The 23,330-nt window shown below is 67.6% G+C and carries 13 protein-coding genes; 6 read left to right on the plus strand and 7 right to left on the minus strand.

Annotated features, from left to right (window positions below; translation table 11 throughout):
• Window positions 1–180: 180 nt before the first annotated feature.
• The 4 genes from DWF00_RS29705 (at window position 181) to DWF00_RS09835 (ending at window position 15,017) form a co-directional block, all read left to right on the plus strand.
• Window positions 181–9,156 carry a peroxidase family protein gene (locus tag DWF00_RS29705; RefSeq protein WP_210207834.1) on the plus strand — a complete coding sequence of 2,992 codons (8,976 nt, stop codon included), beginning with the start codon at window positions 181–183 and terminating at the stop codon, window positions 9,154–9,156.
• Between the two features lie 85 nt (window positions 9,157–9,241).
• On the plus strand, window positions 9,242–11,023 hold the full coding sequence (locus tag DWF00_RS09825) for a type I secretion system permease/ATPase (RefSeq protein ID WP_114827399.1): 1,782 nt from the start codon (window positions 9,242–9,244) through the stop codon (window positions 11,021–11,023).
• The gene (locus DWF00_RS09830; protein ID WP_114827400.1) at window positions 11,020–13,635 is read left to right on the plus strand and encodes a calcium-binding protein; all 2,616 of its coding nucleotides are present in this window, start codon (window positions 11,020–11,022) and stop codon (window positions 13,633–13,635) included. Before DWF00_RS09825 ends, DWF00_RS09830 begins: the two co-directional genes overlap by 4 nt.
• Window positions 13,636–13,691: 56 nt before the next feature.
• On the plus strand, window positions 13,692–15,017 hold the full coding sequence (locus DWF00_RS09835) for an HlyD family type I secretion periplasmic adaptor subunit (protein WP_245973822.1): 1,326 nt from the start codon (window positions 13,692–13,694) through the stop codon (window positions 15,015–15,017).
• A 60-nt stretch (window positions 15,018–15,077) separates the two neighbouring features.
• Here the strand turns inward: DWF00_RS09835 and DWF00_RS09840 are convergent, their stop codons facing one another.
• Window positions 15,078–16,661 carry a winged helix-turn-helix domain-containing tetratricopeptide repeat protein gene (locus DWF00_RS09840; RefSeq protein ID WP_114827402.1) on the minus strand — a complete coding sequence of 528 codons (1,584 nt, stop codon included), beginning with the start codon at window positions 16,659–16,661 and terminating at the stop codon, window positions 15,078–15,080.
• Between the two features lie 212 nt (window positions 16,662–16,873).
• Between DWF00_RS09840 and DWF00_RS09845 the strand changes: the two genes are divergently transcribed.
• Both DWF00_RS09845 and DWF00_RS09850 read left to right on the plus strand, forming a co-directional pair.
• Window positions 16,874–17,629, plus strand: coding sequence for an SDR family oxidoreductase (locus DWF00_RS09845; RefSeq protein WP_114827992.1), 756 nt, complete (start codon window positions 16,874–16,876; stop codon window positions 17,627–17,629).
• A gap of 53 nt (window positions 17,630–17,682) precedes the next feature.
• Window positions 17,683–18,120: a hypothetical protein gene (locus DWF00_RS09850; protein ID WP_114827403.1), complete on the plus strand. Its 438-nt coding sequence runs from the start codon at window positions 17,683–17,685 to the stop codon at window positions 18,118–18,120.
• A gap of 41 nt (window positions 18,121–18,161) precedes the next feature.
• Here the strand turns inward: DWF00_RS09850 and DWF00_RS09855 are convergent, their stop codons facing one another.
• The 6 genes from DWF00_RS09855 to DWF00_RS09880 form a co-directional block, all read right to left on the minus strand.
• Window positions 18,162–18,890, minus strand: coding sequence for an amino acid ABC transporter ATP-binding protein (locus DWF00_RS09855; RefSeq protein ID WP_114827404.1), 729 nt, complete (start codon window positions 18,888–18,890; stop codon window positions 18,162–18,164).
• A complete protein-coding gene (locus DWF00_RS09860; protein ID WP_210207846.1) occupies window positions 18,887–19,549 on the minus strand; it encodes an amino acid ABC transporter permease in 663 nt (220 codons plus the stop codon). Before DWF00_RS09860 ends, DWF00_RS09855 begins: the two co-directional genes overlap by 4 nt.
• Window positions 19,546–20,268 (minus strand): amino acid ABC transporter permease, encoded by a 723-nt coding sequence (locus DWF00_RS09865; RefSeq protein ID WP_114827406.1) that lies wholly within the window; start codon window positions 20,266–20,268, stop codon window positions 19,546–19,548. The genes DWF00_RS09860 and DWF00_RS09865 overlap by 4 nt, the downstream gene beginning before the upstream one ends.
• 236 nt (window positions 20,269–20,504) lie before the next feature.
• Window positions 20,505–21,380 (minus strand): amino acid ABC transporter substrate-binding protein, encoded by an 876-nt coding sequence (locus tag DWF00_RS09870; RefSeq protein ID WP_114827407.1) that lies wholly within the window; start codon window positions 21,378–21,380, stop codon window positions 20,505–20,507.
• A gap of 17 nt (window positions 21,381–21,397) precedes the next feature.
• Window positions 21,398–22,570, minus strand: coding sequence for an aminotransferase class V-fold PLP-dependent enzyme (locus tag DWF00_RS09875; RefSeq protein WP_114827408.1), 1,173 nt, complete (start codon window positions 22,568–22,570; stop codon window positions 21,398–21,400).
• Window positions 22,570–23,295 (minus strand): aspartate/glutamate racemase family protein, encoded by a 726-nt coding sequence (locus tag DWF00_RS09880; RefSeq protein WP_114827409.1) that lies wholly within the window; start codon window positions 23,293–23,295, stop codon window positions 22,570–22,572. The genes DWF00_RS09875 and DWF00_RS09880 overlap by 1 nt, the downstream gene beginning before the upstream one ends.
• Between the last annotated feature and the right edge of the window lie 35 nt (window positions 23,296–23,330).

The following is a 23,330-nucleotide window of genomic DNA, read 5'->3' on the forward strand; positions in this document are numbered from 1 at the left end:
GCTCTGGAGGAATTCTTAAGATCTGATGAGCGGATGCGATAACTGGAGTTTCCAGAAAAGAACGTCAATCGCTTTTCGGACAACAACTAAAAGTGCTTCGCCCGAATTGGTTGGAAACATCGCCGCGAAACAGCAGTTTCGCGACCGGCAACGCTTTACTTATCGCCAAGGACAATCACCATGGTCAACCTGGTCAAACACGATCTTGAATTCATCCTGAAGCAGATCAAGATCGCGGAAGCGCATTCGAGCGGCACGCCGCTGAGCGAGATCTACGTAGATGGCAACGGCAACGTGGTTGCGGCGAATACGCCGGGCGCGGTGCTCGCGGTCAGCCACCCACTCGCTCCCTACGGGCTGCGCACGGTTGATGGCAGCTACAACAACATGGTCGAAGAGCGCGAGGAGTGGGGCGCCGCGGATAATCCGTTCGCGCATCTGACAGATCGCGAATACCGGGACGAAGACGACGATGCGATGCCGTTCCCGGGCTATGTCGGCCCCGATGCCGATGGCGGGCAGAACAACGACTATGGCGATTTCGGCGCCGGCGGCGGTTCGATCGTGCCGGGCACGGTCGTCGACGCCGACCCGCGCCTGATCTCGAACCTGATCGTCGATCAAACTCTCGGAAACCCGGCCGCGGTCTATGCGGCCCTGAGCCATGCCGGCTATAGCGGCGGGGCGCTGAGCACGGCGCTGACGGCCATCAACAACGCCTATGCGCCGATAAAGGCCGCAGCCGTGGCCCGGGGGGCCGCCAACGCGAATCCCGCCGATGCCGCACTGGATGCGGCCGCGGACTTGGCCGAAGCCGCAGCGCTGGCGGCCGAGCCCGCGCTCCTCGCCCTCGTCGCCGGCTACGGCATCGAGCTGGAGGAGGGCACCAACACTGTCATCCTGCCGAACGTCGCGCCGGACGAGGGCCTGTCGGCTCCGTTCAACTCCTGGTTCACGCTGTTTGGCCAGTTCTTCGACCACGGCCTCGACCTGGTCGGCAAGGGCGGCGGCACCGTCTACATCCCGCTGCAGCCGGACGACCCGCTCTACAACCCGGCGAGCCCGCGCACCAACTTCATGGTGCTGACCCGCACCAACCCCGATGCGGACAATCTGACCACGCCATGGGTCGACCAGAACCAGACCTATAGCTCGAACGCCTCGAAGCAGCTCTTCATGCGGGAATATGATTTCTCCGGGCAAGCGCCGCTTGCGACCGGCAAGCTGCTCTCCGGCGATCGCGGCATGGCGACCTGGGCCGACGTGAAGGAGCAGGCCCTCAAGCTCGGCTTCGTGCTGAGCGACACCGATATCGGCAACATCCCGCTCTTCGCGATGGACGAGTACGGCGAGTTCATCCGCGGCGCAAACGGCTACCCGCAGATCGTCATGGGGCTCGGCGCCGACGGCAAGTTCGGCGGCACCGGCGCCAATGCCGACCTGCTCGTCGAGGGCAACCCCGACGCACCCGTCGGCACGGCCGGAGCCGTGCGCACCGGCCATGCCTTCCTCGACGACATCGCCCATGCGGCAAAGACCGTGAACGATCGCGGCCAGATCATGTACGCCGACGACGACGGCGCCGTGGGCGTCGGCGTTACGCTGGTCGAGAATCCGGCCTTCGACGGGACGCTGCCGATCTCATCGAGCAACCAGCAGTACCTCGGTGTGCTCAATCCGGCATTCAACTCGGCTCTGCCTCCGAGCGCGACGAACCCCCAGTACCTCGCGGCCAACCGCTTCTATGACGACGAACTGCTCGACGCGCACTACGTCACCGGCGACGGGCGCGGCAACGAGAACATCGGCCTCACCGCCGTGCACCACGTCTTCCACTCCGAACACAACCACATGGTCGATCAGGTCAAGCAGCGGGCTCTCGAAGCGGGCGATCTCGACTTCCTGAACGAGTGGCTGGCGGTCGACCTGACGCAGGCGCAGTTCGACGCGCTGCCGGAGACGCTGCCCTCGACCCCGGCAGACTGGGCCGCGCTCTTCGGCACGTTGAGCTGGGACGGCGAGCGCCTGTTTCAGGCGGCGCGCTTCACGACCGAGATGCAGTACCAGCACCTCGTCTTCGAGGAGTTCGCCCGCAAGGTCCAGCCGGATGTCGACGCCTTCGTCTTCAATCCCTCGACCGACATCAACCCGGCGATCTTTGCCGAATTCGCCCATGTCATCTACCGCTTCGGCCATTCGATGCTGCGGGAGGAGGTCGCCTCCACCAATGCCGACGGCAGCGACGCCAGCCTCGACCTGTTCGACGCCTTCCTCAATCCGCTGGCCTTCGGCTCCGACACGATCGACCACGATGCCGCCGCCGGCGCCATCGTGCGCGGCATGACCAGCCAGGTCGGCAACGAGATCGACGAGTTCGTCACCCACGTGCTGCGCAACCAGCTCGTCGGCATCCCGCTCGATCTGGCGGCGATCAACATCGCGCGGGGCCGCGATGCCGGCATTCCCTCGCTGAACGAGGCGCGCGCCCAGTTCAAGGTGATCGCCAACGGCGATACGCAGCTCGATCCCTATACGAGCTGGACCGATTTCGCGCTGAACCTGAAGAATCCGGCCTCGATCGTGAATTTCATCGCGGCCTACGGCACGCACGTCACGATCACCTCGGCAACGACGGGCGAGGCGAAGCGAGACGCTGCGATGAAGCTCGTCTTCGGAGATGCGTCGCTGGACGCAATTGACCGGCAGGCCTTCCTGAACGGCACCGGGCAGTACGCTCCAAACCTGGGCGGCCTGAACCTCGTCGACCTTTGGGTCGGCGGCCTCGCCGAGAAGAAGATGGCCTTCGGCGGCATGCTGGGCTCGACCTTCTCCTTCGTCTTCGAGCTCCAGATGGAGAACCTGCAGAACGCCGACCGGTTCTACTACCTGTCCCGCGTCCAGGGCCTCAACTTCCTCAACGAGCTCGAGAACAACTCGTTCGCCAAGATGGTGTTGAACAACACCGACCTCGGCGAGACCGGCTATGCGCTGCCGGGCGACATCTTCTCGGTGCCGGACCATGTCCTCTACATGGAGCACGTCCAGCAGAACCGGTTCCAATACGAGGATCCGCAGCAGGAGGACCCCTTCCTCCAAGCGCTCTCGCCGATGATCGAGCGCCGCGACGCCGGCGGCAACCTCATCAATCCCGTGGACAACCCGACCGCGGTCGCGAGCTATATCCGCGTCAACAGCAACGACCACGTCCTGATCCAGGGCACGAACGGCAACGACCACATCGTCGCCGGCGGCGGCGACGACTCGGTCTGGGGCCGCGACGGCAACGACCGCATCGAGGCCGGCTACGGCGTCGACAAGATCCATGGCGGCAAGGGCGACGACATCATCACCAACTCGGGCACCGATATCGGCGAAGTCGATATGCTGCACGGCGAGGAGGGCAACGACGTCATCCATGGCGGCAGCGGCCTGGCGCTGCTCTTCGGCAACGAGGGCAATGACGTCATCATCACCGGCCCGGACGGCAAGGAAGCCTTCGGCGGTCTCGGCAACGACTTCATCCTCGGCGGCGAGGGCGGCGACTTCCTGCTCGGCAACGAGGGCGACGACTGGCTCGAGGGCGGCGGCGGCTTCGACACCACGGCCGGCGACAATTCCGAGCTGTTCTTCAACTCGACCATCATTGGCCATGACGTGATGTTCGCCGGCACGGACGAGCATGATTTCGACGCCGAATCCGGCGACGACATCATGGTCCAGGGCGAAAGCGTCATGCGCAACGAGGGCATGCTCGGCTTCGACTGGGCGACCCACAAGGGCCACAGCCAGGGCGCGGACGACGATCTGCTGACGCCGATCTTCACCACCGACGCGCAGGACATCCTGCGCGACCGCTTCGACGCGGTCGAGGCGCTCTCGGGCTGGGACAAGAACGACCGCCTCTCCGGCGACAACCGCGGCGACACCTCCGGCGAAGCCACGCCGGAGGGCAATCCGGACCTGGCCGGCGCCGAGGGCACCATGGCGGGCCATGAGCTGACCCAGGCAGGCGTCGACCGCATCACCGGCTTGCGGGCCGTGCTGGGCGAATGGGTGGCGCCGGCCGCGCCGGGTTCCACGGCCGCGCAGCGCGAGCAGGTCGTCGCCTTCGACGACGGCAACATCCTGCTTGGCGGCGGCGGCAGCGACGTCATCGAGGGCCGCGGCGGCAACGACGTCATCGACGGCGACGCCTGGCTCAACGTCCGCATCAGCATCACCACGACGGCAGGCCTTGCCGTCGCCACTGCCGACAGCCTGGCCGGCCCGATCCGGCTGGTCGCCGGCCTCACGCCCCAGCAAACGGCGGAATTTGCCGGCTGGGTCGGCAAGTCCCTGCAGAACCTGATGCTTGCCGGGGACATCAATCCCGTCCAGCTCAACATCGTCCGCGAGATCATCGAGGACGACGGCGTCGGCGACACCGATACCGCGGTCTACTGGGATGCGCTCGATACCTATTCGTTCGGCTCGACGGACGATGCGGTGCTGGTCTCGCATACCGGCTTCGACCAGGCCAACCGGCCGGCCGACGCCAATCTCGTCTCGGACGGCACGGACATGGTCCGGAACGTCGAGGCGCTGCTCTTCGAGGATGCCGGCGCCGGCGGGCCGGCGGTCACTCTGCGCGTGATCGAGGGAACCTCCGCTGCCGACACGCTCACCGGCACCGCCGCCGCCGAGCTCATCGCCGGCTACAGGGGCAACGACACGCTGAACGGCCTCGGGGGCAACGACATCCTGCTCGGCGGCGAGGGCGCGGATACGCTCAATGGCGGCGAGGGCAACGACACGCTCAACGGCGGCAGGGGCAGCGAAACCGCATCGTACGGCGACAATTTCGAGGCGGGCAACTCCAACAACTCGAATGGCACTGCCGCCTGGACCACCAGTTGGCAAGAGGCCGACGATAACGGCGGCACCACTGCGGGCCAAATTCGGATCGACGACGGCAACAACGTGCTGCGCTTCTACGGAGGGACGCCCACGACGACCTACAACGGCGCTCAGATCACCCGAACGATGGATCTTGCGGGAGTAACCTCGGCCTCCGTTAGCTACTCGGCCAATCCCGACGGACTCGACGCTGGCGACTCGGTTACGGTCCTCTTCGCCGCGGACGGAACCACCTTCGTTCCGTTGCAGACGATCACTGGCGACGGGGCCAACGCGGGCTATTCCCACGTCCTCACGGGCCCGTTCGCAGCCAATGCCGCCATCCGCTTTGTGGTCACGGCGCTCGGCAATGGCGAGCAGGTCTCGATCGATAACCTCGTGATCAACTTCGCGAAGCCCGGCCTCAACGGCGGCGTCGACACGCTCAATGGCGGCGCCGGCGACGACACCTATGTGATCAACCTGGGCGACGGCACCGACGTGATCCAGGAGGCGAGCGGCAATGACCGCCTCGTCATCGGCGCGGGCACCTTGACGGGTCTCGCCGCCTTCGAGGGCGCCGGCAGCGATCTGGTGGTGCAGTTCAACGGCCAGCAGGTGACGGTCACCGACCATTTCGACGCCGCCGGGGAGGCCGTCGAGGCCATCAACCTCGATGGCGCCACCTACGAGGGCTACGCGTTCGACGGCGACTATGTCCTCAGCACCGACGATGGCGGCACGCGCAATGCCGAGGCGGGCGTGAATACGCTGCTCGCCGGAACCACCGGTGGCAACGAACTCGTCGGCGACACCGGCGACGACCTGCTCTTCGGTCATGATGGTGGTGACGAACTCGACGGCGGCGCGGGCGACGACCTTCTGGTCGGCGGCAGCGGCGACGACGAGCTCGTCGGCGGCACCGGCGCCGACACGATGGTCGGCGGAAGCGGCAACGACACCTACGCGGTCGACGATGCCGGCGACGTGGTCGTCGAGGCCGTCGGCGGCGGCACGGACACGGTGGAGACGACGCTGGCGGCCTACACGCTCACGGCCGATGTCGAGAACCTGACCTTCTCCGGCGCGGGTGCCTTCGCCGGCACCGGCAACGCACTCAACAACACGATTATCGGCGGTGCAGGCGTCGACACGCTGACCGGCCTCGGCGGCAACGATACCTACGTCGTCACGACCGGCGACATCATCGTCGAGCTTGGCGGGGGCGGCCTCGACACCGTCCAGTCGGCCGGTACCTATGTGCTCGGCGCCGAACTGGAGAACCTGACGCTGACCGGCAACGCCGATGGCGTGAACGGCACCGGCAACGAGCTCGACAACGTCATCAACGGCAATGGCGGCACCAACCAGCTCTTCGGCGGCGGCGGCAACGACACCATCAACGGCGGTGGCGACAACGACCTGCTCGATGGCGGGACGGGGAACGACGCGCTGAACGGCGGCGATGGCAACGATATCGTCATCGGCGGCGCGGGCGACGACACGATCACGGTCTCCGGCGGCAACGACACCCTCCGCTACACCAGCGCCGGCTTCGGGGCCGACATCGTCAACGGCTTCGACTCCGTCGGCGGAAGCATCGCTAGCCAGGACATGATCGACCTGAGCGCCCTGGGCATCACCGCTGCCAACTTCGCGAACCGGGTGACCATTGCTGACATCGAGGACGGCGCCGTCGATGACACGCTGATCACGGTCTATGACGCCAACGGAAGCGCGGGCGGCGGCGTGCTCGGCACCATCCGGCTCGACGAACTCGAGGCGACAGGTGCCAACGGCGTCACGGCAGCCGACTTCCTCGTGGCCGCGGCGGCGCCTCCGGTCTTCGGCACCGCGACCGACGGAGCCAACACCATCGCCGGAAACGGCAACGCCAACACCATCAACGGCCTCGGCGGCAACGACACGCTGAGCGGCGCGGGCGGCGACGACGTCATCAACGGCGGCGAGGGGGCGGATACGCTGAACGGCGGCGACGGCAACGACACCCTGAGCGGCGGCATCGGCAGCAATAGCGCCAACGTGGCCGACAATTTCGGCACGGCGTCCTACGCCAACAACAACGGCACGGCGAGCTGGGGCGGTAGCTGGACGGAAGGGGGAGGCGAGACGACGAGCGCGACCGGCGGCGACATCACCGTCAACGGCGGGCGCCTCCAGTTCAGCCAGAACGTCGATGGCGGCGAGTTCGTCCAGCGGTCGGTCAACCTGGCCGGGGCAATTTCGGCAACCGTCACCTTCGCTTACGAAGACGACAATCTGGGGACGGGGCAGAGCGTCATCGTCCAGGCCTTGAACCTGACCACCAATGTCTGGGAGACGCTTCCCGGCGGCACGCTCGGGAGCACGACCGGCAACGGCAATGGGAATTTCACCGCAAACCTGAGCATCGCCCAGATCGGCGCGGGCTCGGCTATCCGCCTCCTGACGACCGGAGACGGCAGCAACTGGGACAATGGCGACAATTTCTACGTCGACAACCTCGCGATCAACTTCAGCGTTCCCGGCCTCAATGCCGGCGCCGACACCATCAACGGTGACGCCGGAGACGACACCATCGTCTGGAATGCGAACGCGACTGGTCCCACGGATGGCCGCGACATCGTCAACGGCGGCACGGAAGGCTCGGCCGGCGACACCTTCGTGATCAACGGCAACGCCAGCGCGGAGCAGTTCCGCATTTACACCCTGGCGGCCTGGGACGCCGTCGCCGGCAACGACATCGCGAGCTTCGGCGGACGCACGCCGGAGATCGTCGTCACCCGCGGCGGGACCGGTTTCTCCGACGTCATCGCGGAACTCAGCGAGATCGAGGAAATCAGGATCAACGGCTTCGATCCGGCAGGCGACGGCACCCTCGCGGGCGACATCGTTCAGGTCATCGGCGACTTCTCGACCACCAGCCTGCGCCCCAACACGATCACGATCGAGGGCAGCGCCGGCGACGACTCGATCGACATCTCGGCGCTGACCTCGGCGCACCGGATCGTCTTCCGCTCGAACGGCGGCAACGACACCATCATCGGCGATCTCCGGACGCAGGACGTGGTCGAGCTGCCGGACGGCGCCTCGCCGGAAGACGTCACCGCAACCGACAACGGCGACGGCACCACGACGCTCTCGGACGGCACCCATTCGGTCACCTATGGCGGGACTGGCCATCCGACGATCCCGGGCGATGACGACGAGGACGAAGACGATGACGACGATCATGGCGGCGACGACCATGACGACGACGAGGACGACGATCACGGCCATGACGACGAGGATGACGATGACGACGACGACGATCATCATCATGGCGACGAGGACGATTGCGGCTGCGACGATGACGACACGGCCAATCCGGCCCCGTCGAGCGGTGGCCTGCGGGCCGGCACCGCGGGCAGCGACGTCCTGATCGGCGACGACGGCGCGAACGACGTGGTCGGCCTGGCCGGGGACGACGTGCTGATCGGCGGCGATGGCGAGGACAACGCCTCGGCCGGCGAGGGCAACGACTTCGTCAATGCCGGCGAGGGCTTCGACATCGTCCTGGCCGGGTCCGGCGACGACGTGGTCTTCGGCGGATCGGGCGGCGACGTGATCGAGGGCGAGGCCGGCGACGACCGGATCTTCGGCGAGGGTGGCGACGACCTGATCACGGCCGGCAGCGGCAACGACACGGTGATCGCCGGCTCCGGCAACGACCTGATCCTGGGGGCGGTCGGTGACGGCAACGACACCTATTTCGGCGACGACAGCGACGGCGGCTCCGGCATCGACACGCTCGACCTCTCGGCGATCACCGCCAACCTGACGGTCGATCTCGGCAACGGCCTGCTCGGACGCGGCAATGCCTCCAGTGCGCAAAGCGGTACGGACACGCTCTGGAGCATCGAGAACGTCGCGACCGGCTCGGGCAGCGACACGGTTACCGCCAGCAACGCCGTCAACGTGATCGAGGGCGGGGCGGGCGACGACACCTTCCGCTTCCTCAGCGCGGCTGGGGCGGATGGCGACACGATCCTCGACTTCGAGCCGGGCGACCGGCTCGACCTCAGCGGCATCGACGCCAACGGCGCGCAGGCCGGCAACCAGGGCTTCGCCCTGGTGAACGGGCCGCTCACCGGCGCGGCGCAGGTGGCGGTGACCTACGAGATCCGCCAGGACGGCGAATACACCATCGTCAGCGGCAGCACCGACGCGAACCCCGACGAGGAGTTCCGCATCGACCTGAAGGGCAGTCACACCCTGACCGGCGGCAACTTCACGCTCTGAGCGGCCGGTCTTCGGGCAGGCGGAGGAAGCTCCGCCTGCTCTCGCTGCCTTCCACGCCACGCTTCAACATTCACGGTCCGCCGCCATGGCATCTTCCAAAGGCCTGTCCTCTGCCCGCAAGCGCGACGTCGCGAAGCTGACGCACGGTTTCCGCAGCGCCTTCATCTTCCTGTTCGCGATCTCGGGCATGATCAACGTGCTGGCGCTGACCGGCTCGTTCTACATGCTGCAGGTCTACGACCGGGCGCTGACCAGCGGCAGCATCCAGACGCTGGCGGCGCTCTCGGTGCTGGCGATCGGGCTCTACCTGTTCCAGGGCGCCTTCGACGTCATCCGCTCGCAGGTGCTGGTGCGGGTCGGGGCCAGGCTCGACCAGGACATCGCGCCGATCGCCCACCGCGTCGCCATCGACATGCCGCGCTTCGGCTTCTCCAGCGCCGAGGCGCTCGAGCGCGGGCGCGACGTCGACACGGTGCGCGGCTTCCTCGGCAGCCAGGGCCCAGGCGCCCTGTTCGACCTGCCCTGGATCCCGCTCTACCTCGCCTTCGTCTACTTCCTGCATCCCTGGCTCGGCGCGCTGACCTTCGCCGGCGCCTTCATCCTGACCCTGCTGACGGTGCTGAGCGAGGTACTGACCCGCCAGGTCAACGGCACGACGCGGCAGGCGGCGATCACGCGCAACACCATCGCCGATTCGAACACCCGCAATGCCGAGGTGCTCAAGGCGATGGGCTTTGCCGGCCGCGCCGTCGCGCGCTTCAACCAGGCCAATCGCGAGCATCTCGCGCTGCAGACGAGGTCGAACGATTTCGGCGGCACGTTCGGGGCGGTCTCGCGCGTGCTGCGCATGATCCTGCAATCGGCGACGCTGGGGCTCGGCGCCTACCTGACGATCAAGGGCGAGCTCTCGGCCGGCGCGATCATCGCGGCCTCCGTCGCCTCGGCCCGGGCGCTTGCGCCGGTCGATCAGGCGATCGCCAACTGGAAGTCGTTCGTGGCGGCGCGCACGGCGTTCCAGCGGCTGCGCGAGACGGTGGTGGCGCTGAGCCAGGCGGTCGAGCCGATGGAGCTGCCGGCGCCGGCCAAGTACCTCAAGGTCGACAAGGTCACCGTCGCGGCACCGGGCTCGGGCCAGATCCTGCTCAGCGAGGTCAGCTTCGAGCTCGTCGCCGGCAAGGCGCTCGGCATCATCGGCCCGAGCGGCGGCGGCAAGACCACGCTGGTCAGGGCGCTGACCGGGATCTGGCCGAGCCTGCGCGGCGCGATCCGGCTCGACGGCGCAGAGCTGGCGCAATGGCCGGAGGAGAGCCTCGGGCGCCATCTCGGCTACCTGCCGCAGGAGGTCAGCCTGCTCGACGCCACGGTCGAGGAGAACATCTCGCGGCTGCGGCCGGAATCGGATGCGTTCGGCATCATCGCAGCGGCCTCGGCCGCCGGCATCCACGAGATGATCCTGCGCCTGCCCGACGGCTACCAGACCCAGCTCGGCCCGCAGGGCGCCTCGCTCTCGGCCGGGCAGCGCCAGCGCATCGGACTGGCCCGCGCGCTCTATGGCAACCCCTTCCTGGTCATCATGGACGAGCCCAACTCGAACCTGGACGGAGAAGGCGAGGCCGCGCTCAAGACCGCGATCGAGACGATCAAGGCGCGCGGCGGCATCGCCATCATCGTCGCGCACCGGCCGAGCGCACTTGCCGCGGTCGACTATGTCGGCGTCGTCCAGAACGGCAAGCTCGCCGCCTTCGGGCCGAAGGACGAGATCCTCGCCCCGGCCATAGCGCCGGCTGCCGCGGCCCCGGCCGCGCCGGCCAAGCTGCCGCGGGCGACGTCCCATCTCAACGCCTTGCAAGAGCGGGTGTCGGCATGATCGAGGTCAAGTCACTCAAGCCGGATGCGGCGCGCGTCCCGTCGACGCTGGAGATCTACCGCGGCCCGGAGACCGAGGCCGCTCCCTCACGCTGGCCGGCGGCGATCGTGCTCGCGCTCACTGCCGTCGCCATCTACCTCAAAAGCCTCTTCCCTGGCCTTGCCAAATCCGATCTCGGTCCGCCCACCGAGCGCCCGGCCGCGGCGGAGGCTGGGGAAGGCCCGGTGCGGCAGGCCCGCAGCGACGAGGAGCAGCCGGAGGACGAGAAGCGACCCGAGGATGAGACGGGCGCGCTCGGCGACAAGGCCGGCGATGCCGACCAGGCCATCGGCTCGGGCGGGGCAGGCCCGGCGGTCGGCGGCATCGCCGACTTCATGGGCATCGACTCGCCTGCCATCGACTACGAGCAACTGCCCTTGCCGCGCTATCCGGCGAACGACTTCAGGACGGGCTTCGGCAGCGACCGCGCGGGCAACGACAATATCGGGATGGCATCGTTTGGCGGCGCCTCCTCCAATCTTTCGGGGAGCAATCCGGGTTCGCGCGATTTCGAGGACATGGTCGATATCGGCAATGGCCCGAACCTGCCGGTCGTGGTCGGGCCGTTCCCGCCGGTGATCATCCGGCCCGATCCCGGCCCGGGACCGGACGGCGGTGATGGCGAGGATCCCGTGATCCCCGAGCCGCCAGCGCCGCGCAACCGCGCGCCGCGCCTCAGCGGGCCGGTCGCGTTGGGCAATTTCGGCATCTGCCAGAGCGTCATGATCACGGCAGTGGCCCTGCTCGCCGGCGCCTCCGACGCCGATGCCGACCCGCTTTCCATCGTCAACCTCAGGGTCTCGTCGGGCGAGCTCGTCGCGGTCGAGGGCGGCTGGGAGTTCAAGCCCGCCGCCGGCTACTACGGCCCGGTCACGTTCAGCTACGAGGTCAGCGACGGCGAGGCCGGCGTGACGCAGTCGGCCTCCCTGGCGGTGGTAGAGTTCGTCGAGTTCATCGGCACCGATAGCGACGACAATCTGGTCGGCACCGAATGCGCCGATTTGATCGACGGGCGCGACGGCAACGATACGATCGACGCCCGCGGCGGCAACGACATCGTCTATGGCAGCGGCGGCGCCGACATCATCCGCGGCGGGACCGGCCACGACCTGATCTATGCCGGGCGCGGCGCCGACATCGTCTATGGCGGGGCCGGCAACGACACGATCCATGGCGGCGCCGGCAATGACAGGCTCTACGGCGATGACGGCGACGACGTCATCAACGGCGACGACGGCGACGACTATATCTCCGGCGGCGCCGGCAACGACCAGCTCGCCGGCGGCGCCGGCAATGACGAGATCCACGGTGACGAGGGCGACGACACCATCTCCGGCGGTTCCGGCGATGACGTCGCCGAGGGCGGCGACGGCGCCGACATGATCGACGGCGGCGACGGCTGCGACGTGCTCTCCGGCGGCGCCGGCAACGACCACGTCATCGGCGGCGCGGGCGACGACGCCATCACGGCGGGCAACGGCGACGACATCGCCGACGGCGGCGATGGCGACGACGAGATCGACGGCGCCTGCGGCAAGGACGTCATCGATGGCGGCGACGGCAACGACAGCGCCAAAGGCGGTGGCGGCGACGACATCCTGCTCGGCAAGGCCGGCGCCGATACGCTGCTGGGCGAAGCCGGGAACGACGCGCTGGATGGCGGCGACGGCGCCGACACTCTCTCCGGGGGCGATGGCGCCGACAACCTCTCGGGCGGCAACGGCGCCGACATCATCGATGGCGGTGACGGCAACGACACGGCGCAGGGCGGCGCCGGCGCCGACATCATGGTCGCCGCTGCCGGTGACGATCGCTTCCACGGCGGCGACGGCAATGACCGCATGCTCGGCGGCGCCGGCGCCGATGAGCTCGACGGCGACGGCGGCGACGACGTGATCGACGGTGGCGATGGCGACGATGCGATCGAAGGCGGTGAGGGGGACGACACGCTTGCCGATGGAGCCGGCAGCGACACCGTGCGGGGAGGTGGCGGCAACGACGTCATCGTCGCCTCGCTCGACGGCGACGACGATTGCTACGACGGCGGCGATGGCCGCGACACGCTCGACCTGTCGCAGGCGCAGTGCGACGTCGACATCAACGTCGTCGACGGCACCGCGATCGGCATCGAGATCGGCGAGGACCGGTTCTTCGACCTGGAGGAGATCATCGGCGGCGACGGCGACGACCACTTCACCGTCGGCGCCCAGGCCATGACCCTGACCGGCGGCGAGGGCGACGACACCTTCACCTTCGACGTCTCCTGCGACGACGACGACCGCGCGCTGATCCACGACATCCTCGATTTCGAGGCCGGCGATCGCATCGTCGTCAAGCAGTACCAGATCAGGTCCGACGATGACGACGATGACGACGGCCATCGCGGCGACGACGATGACGACGGCTTCGCGCGCAACTACGGCGACGATGACGACGGCGCCCATCCGTTCAGGTTCCGCATCGAGATGATCGGCGACCACGAGCGGACCTATGTCGACGTCTATATCGAGCAGCAGGACGACAAGGACTTCTCGATCGAGATCCTCGGCAGCCACCGGCTCTATTACTACTGAACCGCTTGTCGGGACGCCGAATGAGAGGCGCGCAGGCGCCGGACAGGGAGAGTAGCGTGACCGCCCAGACCCTCGATGCAGCCGCGGCCACTGCCGACGAGCGCCGCACCAATTTCCGCCTCGGGCCGCATGTCGTGGCGGGCTCGGCGCTGGCGCTGGTGCTCGTGCTCGGCTGCGGCGGCTGGGCGGCGACCGCCAACCTCAACGGTGCGATCATCGCGCAGGGTTCGGTCAAGGTCGACCAGAACCTGAAGGAGGTGCAGCATCGCGACGGCGGCGTCGTCCAGGCCATGGCCGTGCGCCAGGGCGACCATGTCGAGGCCGGGAAGGTGCTGTTCAGGCTCGACGACGTGCAGATGCGGGCCGAGCTCTCGATCATCCACTCGCAGCTCGGCGAGAACCTCGGGCGCAAGGCCAGGCTCGTGGCCGAGCGCGACAACCTCCCCGCGGTCGACTTCCCCGCCGAGCTGCCGCGGCTCTCCGAGAGCGCGGCCCAGATCATCCAGGGCGAGACCCGGCTCTTCGACGGCAACCGGACCAACCGCGAAAGCCGCAAGGAGCAGCTCGAGATCAGCATCGTCCAGTCCGGCGAGGAGATCAAAGGGCTGGAGGCGCGCATGACGGCCAAGGCCGAGGAGCTGCGCCTGGTCGAGCTCGAGCGCAAGAAGTACATTGGCCTGTTCGACAAGGGCCTGATCGACGGCGCCCGGGTCTACAACGTCAACCGCGAATGGGCCCGCCTGCTCGGCGAGCGCGGCGAGATCGAGGCCGGGCTGGCGCGCGCCAAGCTGCGCATCAGCGAAGCCCGCCTCCAGATCATCGCCGTCGACGAGACCGCCCGCACCGAAGCGCAGCGCGAGTTGCGCCAGGTCGAGGCCAAGGTCTCCGAACTCGGCGACCGCCGCCTCGCCAACGAGGACCGGCTCTCGCGCACCGAGATCCGCGCACCCATCTCCGGCACCATCAACGAGCTCACGGTCTTCACCGTCGGCGGCGTCATCACCCCGGCGGCGCGCCTCGCCACGATCGTGCCCGAGCAGGCCAAGCTGACCGTCGAGGTCAGGATCGCGCCTGCCGACATCGACCAGATCAAGCCGGGCCAGCCGGCCAGGCTGCGCTTCTCGGCCTTCGCCAAGAACACCACCCCGGAGTTCCCAGGCAAGGTCATCCACCTCTCGCCGGCGACATCGCGCGACCCGACCTCCGGCGCGACCTTCTACACCGGCGACATCGCGCTCGACGACGACGCCGCACTCGAAGGCCGGCGCCTCCTGCCGGGCATGCCGGTCGAGGTCTTCATCCAGACCGAGGAACGCACTGCGCTCTCCTTCCTGACCAAACCCTTCACCGACCACGCCAGCCGAATCTTCCGGGAAAAATAAGCGCTTCGAGCTGGCCCCGTCACGGGACAGATGGCGGTGCTCGCGTTGGCGATCCGGCCGTCATTCCGGCAGTCCCGCCTTCCGCAGGCCATCGGCGAATATCGCGAAATCCTCCGGCCGGTGGATCGGGAGCCAATCCTTGATGTTGGAGACGCGCAGAGCGGGAGCGAGCCGGCGCAGATGCTCCGCCGCCCGGCGCGCCGGCTCCATCCGGCCGGCCAGCGCATGGCTCGCCGCGATGATGCAGCCCACCATCACGAAGCTCGGCAGGTTCCGGAAGGCCTTCTCCGCCCATGACGAGGCGTCGTCGAAGCGCCCCGCGAACAGGTGCGCCACCGCCATTCCCGCCTGCATGCGATAGGTTTCGGGGTCCAGTGGGCTCAGGCGCATGGCGCGGGCGAAATGCCCGATGGCGGCGTCGGCCTCGCCGTGCCAGACCCTGAGATAGCCGCCGAGGAACCAGGCCGCCGCCAGGTTCGGGTTGAGCACGATCGCCCTGTCGAGCAAGGCGATGCCGGCGTCGAGATCGTCGGCGAGGTGGCCGAGCGCGTGACCGCCCCTGGTCAGCGCGACCGCGTCGTCCCGGCCGAGCTCGACGGCCCGGCGGGCCAGGCGCGCGCCCTCGGCTGTCTCCCGGGCGCGGTCGGTCATCCAGCCGTTGACCTTGCGCCAGACATGGCACCACGCCGCCATCCCGTAGGCCGAGGCGAAGTCCGGATCGAGCGCGATCGCCTGAGCAAATAGCGGCAGGGCCGCGTCGATGGCCTCCCTGCTGCCCTGGTGCACATGGGCGATGCCGCGCAGGTAGCAGTCATAGGCGCTGAGGCTCGTCGTCGGTGTTCGTTGCGCGCGTTCGATCTCGGCGCGCTCCAACTGCGGCGCCATCGCGCCGACGACGCTGGCCGCGACCTGGTCCTGCAGCGCGAAGATGTCGTCGAGCGTGCCCTCGAAACGCTCGGCCCAGAGATGCGCGCCGGTCGCCGCATCGATCAGCTGCCCGGTGATGCGCACGCGGTTCGCCGCCTTGCGCACGCTGCCCTCCAGCACGTAGCCGACGCCGAGCTCGCGGCCGACCTGCTTCACGTCCACCGGCCCGCCGCGATAGGTGAAGCTCGAATTGCGCGCGATGACGAACAGCCAGCGCAGGCGCGACAGGGCCGTGATGATGTCCTCGACCACGCCGTCGGCGAAGTAGTCCTGCTCCGGGTCGCCGCTCATGTTCTGAAACGGCAGGACGGCAATGGAGGGCTTGTCGGGCAGGGCCAGCGCCGGTGCCGCCGTCTCGCCCGGTGGGGCCGGCTCGGTCGCCGGGTTGCGGGCGCCATCCGATGCCGGCGCTTCCCTGACCTCGGCAACGAAGCGGAAGCCCTTGCGCGCGATCGTCTTGAGCAGCCGCTGTTCCCCGCCGCTGTCGCCGATAGCCTTGCGGACTGCGTTGATATGGCTGGTCAGCGTCGATTCGGAGACGATCCGCCCGGCCCAGACCGCGTCGAGCAGGTCGTCCTTGCTGACGACGCGCTCGCGGTTCTCGATCAGATAGGTCAGGAGGTCGAAAACCTGCGGCCCGATCGCGATGACCTCAGTGCCCCGCTGCAGCTCGCGCCGGCCGGGGTCGAGCACATAGCCTGCGAACAGGAATTGCACGTCGGCGCTCCATCACCCGGTCAGTCGGGGGCGGGCGGTTGATAGCATGCCGGGCCGCTTTGGGCACCGAATAGCGGCCGGCTTGGATGAATAACCAAGGGAAATTCAAGCTCGATCCAAGCCCTCCGCAAGGTCTTCCGATCGGCTCGCAGGCATCCTCCTCCCATCAGATCGCGGTCGTCGCGATCGACTTTCAGACGAGGGAGACAGACATGAAGATCGTGGTCATCGGCGGGACCGGACTCATCGGGACGAATGTCGTCAACAGGCTGCGCGAGAAGGGCCATGACGTGCTCGCGGCGGCGCCCAATACGGGCGTCAACACCATCACCCGCGAAGGGCTGGCCGAAGCGCTTTCAGGAGCTCAGGTCGTGGTCGACGTGGCGAATTCGCCTTCGTTCGAAGACAAGGCCGTGCTGGAGTTCTTCCAGACCGCCGGCCGCAACCTGCTGGCCGCGGAAGCCGCCGCCGGCGTCGGGCATCACGTCGCGCTCTCGGTCGTCGGCACCGAGCGCAATCCCGATAGCGGCTATCTCCGCGCCAAGCTCGCCCAGGAGAACCTGATCAAGGCCTCGGGGATCCCCTATACGATCCTGCAGGCGACGCAGTTCTTCGAGTTCGTCAACGCCATCGTCCAGTCGAGCGCGGATGGCGAGGTCTTCCGCCTGTCGCCGGCGCTGTTCCAGCCCATCGCCGCCAACGACGTCGCCGCCGAGCTGGCCGATCTCGCGCTCGGCGCGCCGCTGAACGGTACCGTCGAGGTGGCCGGCCCCGAGCCGATCCCGATGGACGCGATCGGCCGGCAGTACCTCACCTTCAAGGGCGACAAGCGCGAGGTCATCGCCGACACGCGGGCCCGCTATTTCGGCACCGAGCTGAACGACAAGTCGCTGAGGCCGATGGGGCCGTCGCGCCTGGGACAGACCCGCTTCGCCGACTGGCTCAACGCATCCGTGGCGCGCGCCTAAGCGCGCCGCCGACCCCAGACAGCCACTCATCCCAAGGCGGGAGGGCATGAACCATGACCATCGACAATAATCGGGCCATTGCGGCGGCGGTCGTCGCAATGGCGGGGTTCAACGGGGTGTTTCTCTCGGCGAACGGGCTGTTCATGCTGATCGATCCGCTGACCTGGTATGAGCTCGTGCCGGGCGTGACCGATACCGGCTTCTTCAACCAGCATTTCATCCGCGACATCGGGATGATCCAGCTCTTCCTCGGCGTCGCCTTCGTCCTCGGGATGCTCGTGCCCGAGCGCCGCATCGGGCTCTGGGCGGCCGCCACGGCCTGGCTCAGCGCACACGCGCTGTTCCATTTCTGGGAGGTCGCGGTCGGCATCTGCTCGCCCTCGGTCCTGCCCCGCGACTTTCCGGCCGTGACCCTACCGGCGATCCTCGGGATCGTGCTGACCCTGTGGGCGATCCGACGCTCGCGCTCAGGACAGCCCGTTGCTGCCTGAGCCTCTTGTCTTGGGAGGTCGGAGAGCGGCGGCGCGCGATGTCAGTGATGCAGGATCTTCGACAGGAAGCGCACGGCCCGCTCGCTCTCCGGCTTGTCGAAGAAGGCGGCCGTCTTGGCGTCCTCGACGATGGCGCCGGCATCCATGAAGAGCACGCGGTCGGCGACGCGCCGCGCGAAGCCCATCTCGTGCGTGACCACGATCATGGTCATGCCTTCCTTGGCGAGCTCGGTCATGACGTCGAGCACCTCGTTGATCATCTCCGGATCGAGCGCCGAGGTCGGCTCGTCGAAGAGCATCGCGATCGGGTCGAGGGCGAGCGCGCGCGCAATGGCGACGCGCTGCTGCTGACCGCCTGAGAGCGTGGCGGGGAAGCGGTCGGCGTGGCTGCGCAGGCCGACGCGGTCGAGCAGTTCGAGCGCCCGCGCCCGGGCGACGTCCTCGCTGCGCTTCAGGACATGGCGCTGGGCGAGGCAGATATTCTCGGTCACGCTCATATGCGGATAAAGTTCGAAGGACTGGAAGACCATGCCGATGCGCGAGCGCAGCTTCGGCAGGTTGGTCCTGGGATCGCCGACCGAGATGCCGTCGACCGTGATCGCGCCCTTCTGGAAGGGCTCGAGCCCGTTGACGCATTTGATCAGCGTGCTCTTGCCCGAGCCAGACGGACCGCAGACGACGACGACCTCGCCCTTCTCGATCCTGGTCGAGCAATCGTCGAGCACATGGGTCGACCCGTACCACTTGCTGACATGTTCGAGGGTGATCACCGGGAGGACATCCTTCGCTCCAGCAGGCCGACTGCCTGCGAGGCGGTCCAGCAAATGACGAAAAACACGACGGCGACGAGGATGTACATCTCGGTCAGCCGGTTATCGCGGCCGCCTATCAGGTCGGCCGCGGTGAGGAAGTCGCGCAGGCCGATGACATAGACCAGCGACGTGCTCTTGAAGACGTTGATCGACTGCATCAGCAGCACCGGCGTCATCGCCCGGACGGCCTGGGGCAGCACGACGAGCCGCATGCATTGCGCCTGGGTCAGGCCGCTGGCGAGCCCGGCCATGACCTGGCCGCGGCGCACGCCCTCGATGCCGGAGCGGATGATCTCGCAGAAATAGGCTGCTTCGAACAGGATGAAGCCGATCACCGCCGAGTAGAAGCCGCCGACGGGGTGGCCGACCGCGATCGGCACCAGGAAGTAGAACCAGAAGATCAGCAGTACCAACGGCAGCGAGCGCAGCAGGTCGACATAGGCGCCGGCGATGAAGCCCAGGACCCGCGAGCGCGACAGGCGCATCACCGCGAGCACGACGCCAAGCGTCAGGCCGCCGATGATGCCGAGCGCGGTCAGGAGCAGCGTGACCTGCATGCCCTCCCAGAGCAGCGGCAGGGCGTTGACGATGACCTTGAAATCGAAGGCGCCCATCAGCGCGCTCCCGTCCCGAGCGTGCCCGGCAGGCGGGCGCGCGCCTCGACGCGGCGCATCAGGAAGGCGATGAGGAAGCTGATCGAGGCGTAGATCAGGCTCGCCGCGGCGAAGGCCTCGATCGACTGGTAGGTATAGTCGGCGACGGCGCGGGTGCGGGCGGTGAGTTCGAGCACGCCGATGGTCAGCGCCAGCGAGGAGTTCTTGAAGACGTTGAGGAACTCGTTGGTCAGCGCCGGGACCGTCAGACGGAAGGCGAGGGGCAGCAGGATCAGGCGGTAGACCTGGGTCAGGGTCAGCCCGGTGGCGAGGCCGGCGCTGGCCTGGCCGCGCCCGGCGGCGCCGATGCCGGCGCGGACCTGCTCGGCGACGCGGCAGGCGGTGTAGAGCCCGAGGCTGATCACCGCCATGGTGAATTCGGGGTGGGGCAGGTCGCGCTTCAACCAGCGGCCCCAGTCGCGCGGCAGCAGCTCGGGCAGGACGAAGTAGAACAGGAAGATCTGCACCAGCAGCGGGACGTTGCGGAAGATCTCGACATAAGTCGCGCCGATGGCGCGAGCGACCGGCGAGGGCAGGGTGCGCATCGTGCCGATCACAGAGCCGAGCGCGAGCCCGATGATCCAGGCCATGAGCGAGACGAGCACGGTCCAGCCGAGCCCGGTCAGGATCCAGCCGATATAGGGGTCGGCGAACAGCACCGACCAGTTCCAGTTATAGCGCATGCGCTTTGCTTCGGGCCGTTGGAGCGGAGTGCGCTCGGTTGGAAACGCTATCGGAGTCTTGATGGGCGAACCCATCTCTCGCCGTCATCCCGGACAAGCCGCTTTAGCGGCGCCGATCCGGGATCCATCATAGGGCTCCGGCGCTCTACGATGGATCCCGGCGCTACGCTGCGCTCCGGCCGGGATGACGCCCTATGATGTGGCCGGGTTGCTTCATCCTTCGGCGATATCGATCATCAATCTGGATAGTTCTGCATCGACATCAGCAGCTTCAGGTCGGGGCTGAGCGGCTGGCCGATGGTCGACATCCACTTGGTGTAGATCTGCTCCCACTCGCCGTTGCGGTAGAGGTTGGCGAGCACCTTGTTGCCGAGCGAGCGGAAGGCGGAATCGTCGCGGCGGATGACGACCGCATAGGGGTCGAAGGAGAGCAGGCGGCCGACGACGGCGTAGTCGGCAGGGTTCTTCGACTTGGCGATCAGGCCGTACTCGACGACCTCGTCGGTCATGTGCGCGTCGGTGCGGTCGGTCTCGAGCGCGATCCAGCCCTGCGGCTGGTCCTTGGTCGAGAGCACCTTGATGCCGAGGTTGAGCTTCTGGTTGAGCTCGTTCAGCACCTTCTCGTTGGTCGTGCCCTGGTTGGCCGAGACGACCTTGCCCTTGAGGTCCTCGATCTCCTTGATGCCGCTGTTCTTCTTCACCAGCAGGCGGTTGCCGGTGACGAACATGGTGTTGAGGAAGTCGACCTGGGCCTGGCGCGAGAAGGTGTTGGTCGTGGTGGCGCAGACCAGATCGACCGTGCCGTTGACCAGCAGCGGCGTGCGGGTCTGGCCGTTCACGGCCTGGTACTTGACCGTGAGGCTGTCCATCTTCAGCTCGGCCTTCACCGCATCGGCGATCTTGTTGCAGATGTCGATGGAGTAGCCTTGGGGTTTGCCGTCGGCGCCGAAATAGGCGAAGGGCGGCGAATCCTCGTTATGGCCGATGATGATCGTGCCGCTGTCCTTGATCTTCTTCAGCGTGCCGTAGAGCGCCTGGGCCGAAGCGCTTCCGGCGGTGATGGCAAAAACGGCGCCAATTATGGCGCTGCCGATGGCGGTCTTCCTGAGCATGGCAATCCCCTCTTCGTTCAGATCGTTTTGACGAGTTTGCGGCAGATTTCGGCGAGCATCTCGTAGTCGCCGATCTCGTTGTAGGCATGGGCGGAGACGCGCACCCAGATGCCACTCGGATGCGCGTGGAGCGGCGCATCGGTGGCGTATTCGTCGAGGAGGCGGCCGCGCAGCGCGGTGGCGCGGTCCTTGGTGAAGGGGCCGGTCTCGATCGGCAGCCGGACCATGGCCATGGCCGATCCGTGCCCGGCATTGCCGTAGGTGCTGCCGAGGCGCTCGGCCAGCAGCTCGCCGGCCTGGCGGGCGAGGTCGATGTTGCGCTGGCGCAGCGCCTTGCCGCCGAGGCGCTCATGGAAGGCGAGCGCCGCCTCGATGGCGAGCTGGGGGGTGGCGTCGCGCGTGCCGGTCCAGTCGAACTCGGTGAGGTAGCCGCCCTGGAAGCCGTGCGAGATCGTGGTCGGGTGCAGGCCGGCCTGACGGTCGCGGCGGGTCCAGAGGAAGGCGCAGCCCTTCGGCGCCGCCAGCCATTTATGGCAATTGCCGACATAGTAGTCGGCGTCGATGGCCTTGAGGTTGAGCTCGACCTGGCCGGGTCCGTGGGCGCCGTCGACCAGCAGCGGCACGCCGGCCTCGCGGCAGGCGCGGGCGATCTCGGCGACGGGAAGCACCAGCGCGCTCGGCGAGGTGACGTGGTCGATGATCGCGATGCGCGTGCGCGCCGTCAGCCCTGCCGCAAAGCGGCCGGCGAAGCCCGTCAGGTTGGTCTCGGGGAAGGGCAGCTCGGCGATGACGACGCGGGCGCCGCTGCGCTCGGCGACGTAGCGGGCGGTGTTGGCGACGGCGCCATAGGCCTGGCCGTGCAGCAGGATCTCGTCGCCGGGCTTGAGGTCGAGCGAGCGCAGCACGGCGTTGCAGCCGGTCGTGGCGTTGTCGACGAAGCTGACGTCCTGGCCCTCGGCGTTGAGGAAGGCGGCCAAGGCCTCGGCGCTGGCACGCAGCGCCTTGGGCAGGATGCCGCGCATGAAGAAGCTCGGCTGCTCCTCCATCTTGTCGCGCCAGGCGGTCTGGGCCGCCAGCACGACTTTCGGGGTCGCGCCGAAGGCGCCGTGGTTGACGGTCAGCTTGGACCAGTCGAGCGCCCATTCATGGCGGATGGCCTGGCCGAGCGCGATGGGGGAGGTGCCGTGCATCAGGCGGTTCTCGTCAGTGAGGCAGCCGGATACCCGGCAAGAGACAGTTCTACGGCAGCCGCTGCATGGAGCGCTGTCGTGTCGAAGACAGGCAGGTCGCTATCGGCCTGCGAGAGCAAGAGGTCGAGCTCGGTGCAGCCGAGGATGACGCCATCGGCGCCGCGCAGGCGTGCCGAGGCGATGATCTCCAGGCAGCGCGCCTTCGAGCCGGGCTCGACCACGCCCTGGCAGAGCTCGCGATAGATGATGTCGTGGACGGCGCGCTCGTCCTCGGGCTCGGGCCTGACAAGGTCGAACCCGTGCCTGTCGAGCATGCGGCCGCGATAGAACGGCTCTTCCATGGTGAAGCGCGTGGCCAGCAGCAGAGGCCGGCGACTCGGCGTCAGCTTGATCGCGGCGGCGGCGATGTCGGCGATGTGCACGATCGGGATCGAGATCGCCGCAGCGACCTCGTCGGCGAGCTTGTGCATGGTGTTGGTGCAGATCAGCAGCATGTCGGCGCCGGCGCGTTCGAGGGCGGTCGCGCCCTCGATCATGATCCGCAGCAGCGCCTGCCAGTCGCCGGCCGCCTGCTTGGCCGCGACATCCTGAAACTCGGCCGACCAGAGCACGACCTTGGCCGAATGCAGCCCGCCCAACCTGGCGCGCACGCCCTCGTTGATGAGCTTGTAGTAGACGGCCGAGCTTTCCCAGCTCATGCCGCCAAGCAGTCCGATCGTCTGCATAGCCCTGCCTTTTCGTCAGGTGACGATGCAATGAC

The sequence above is a fragment of the Allobosea caraganae genome (genome assembly GCF_003351345.1).
Classification (GTDB): domain Bacteria; phylum Pseudomonadota; class Alphaproteobacteria; order Rhizobiales; family Beijerinckiaceae; genus Allobosea; species Allobosea caraganae.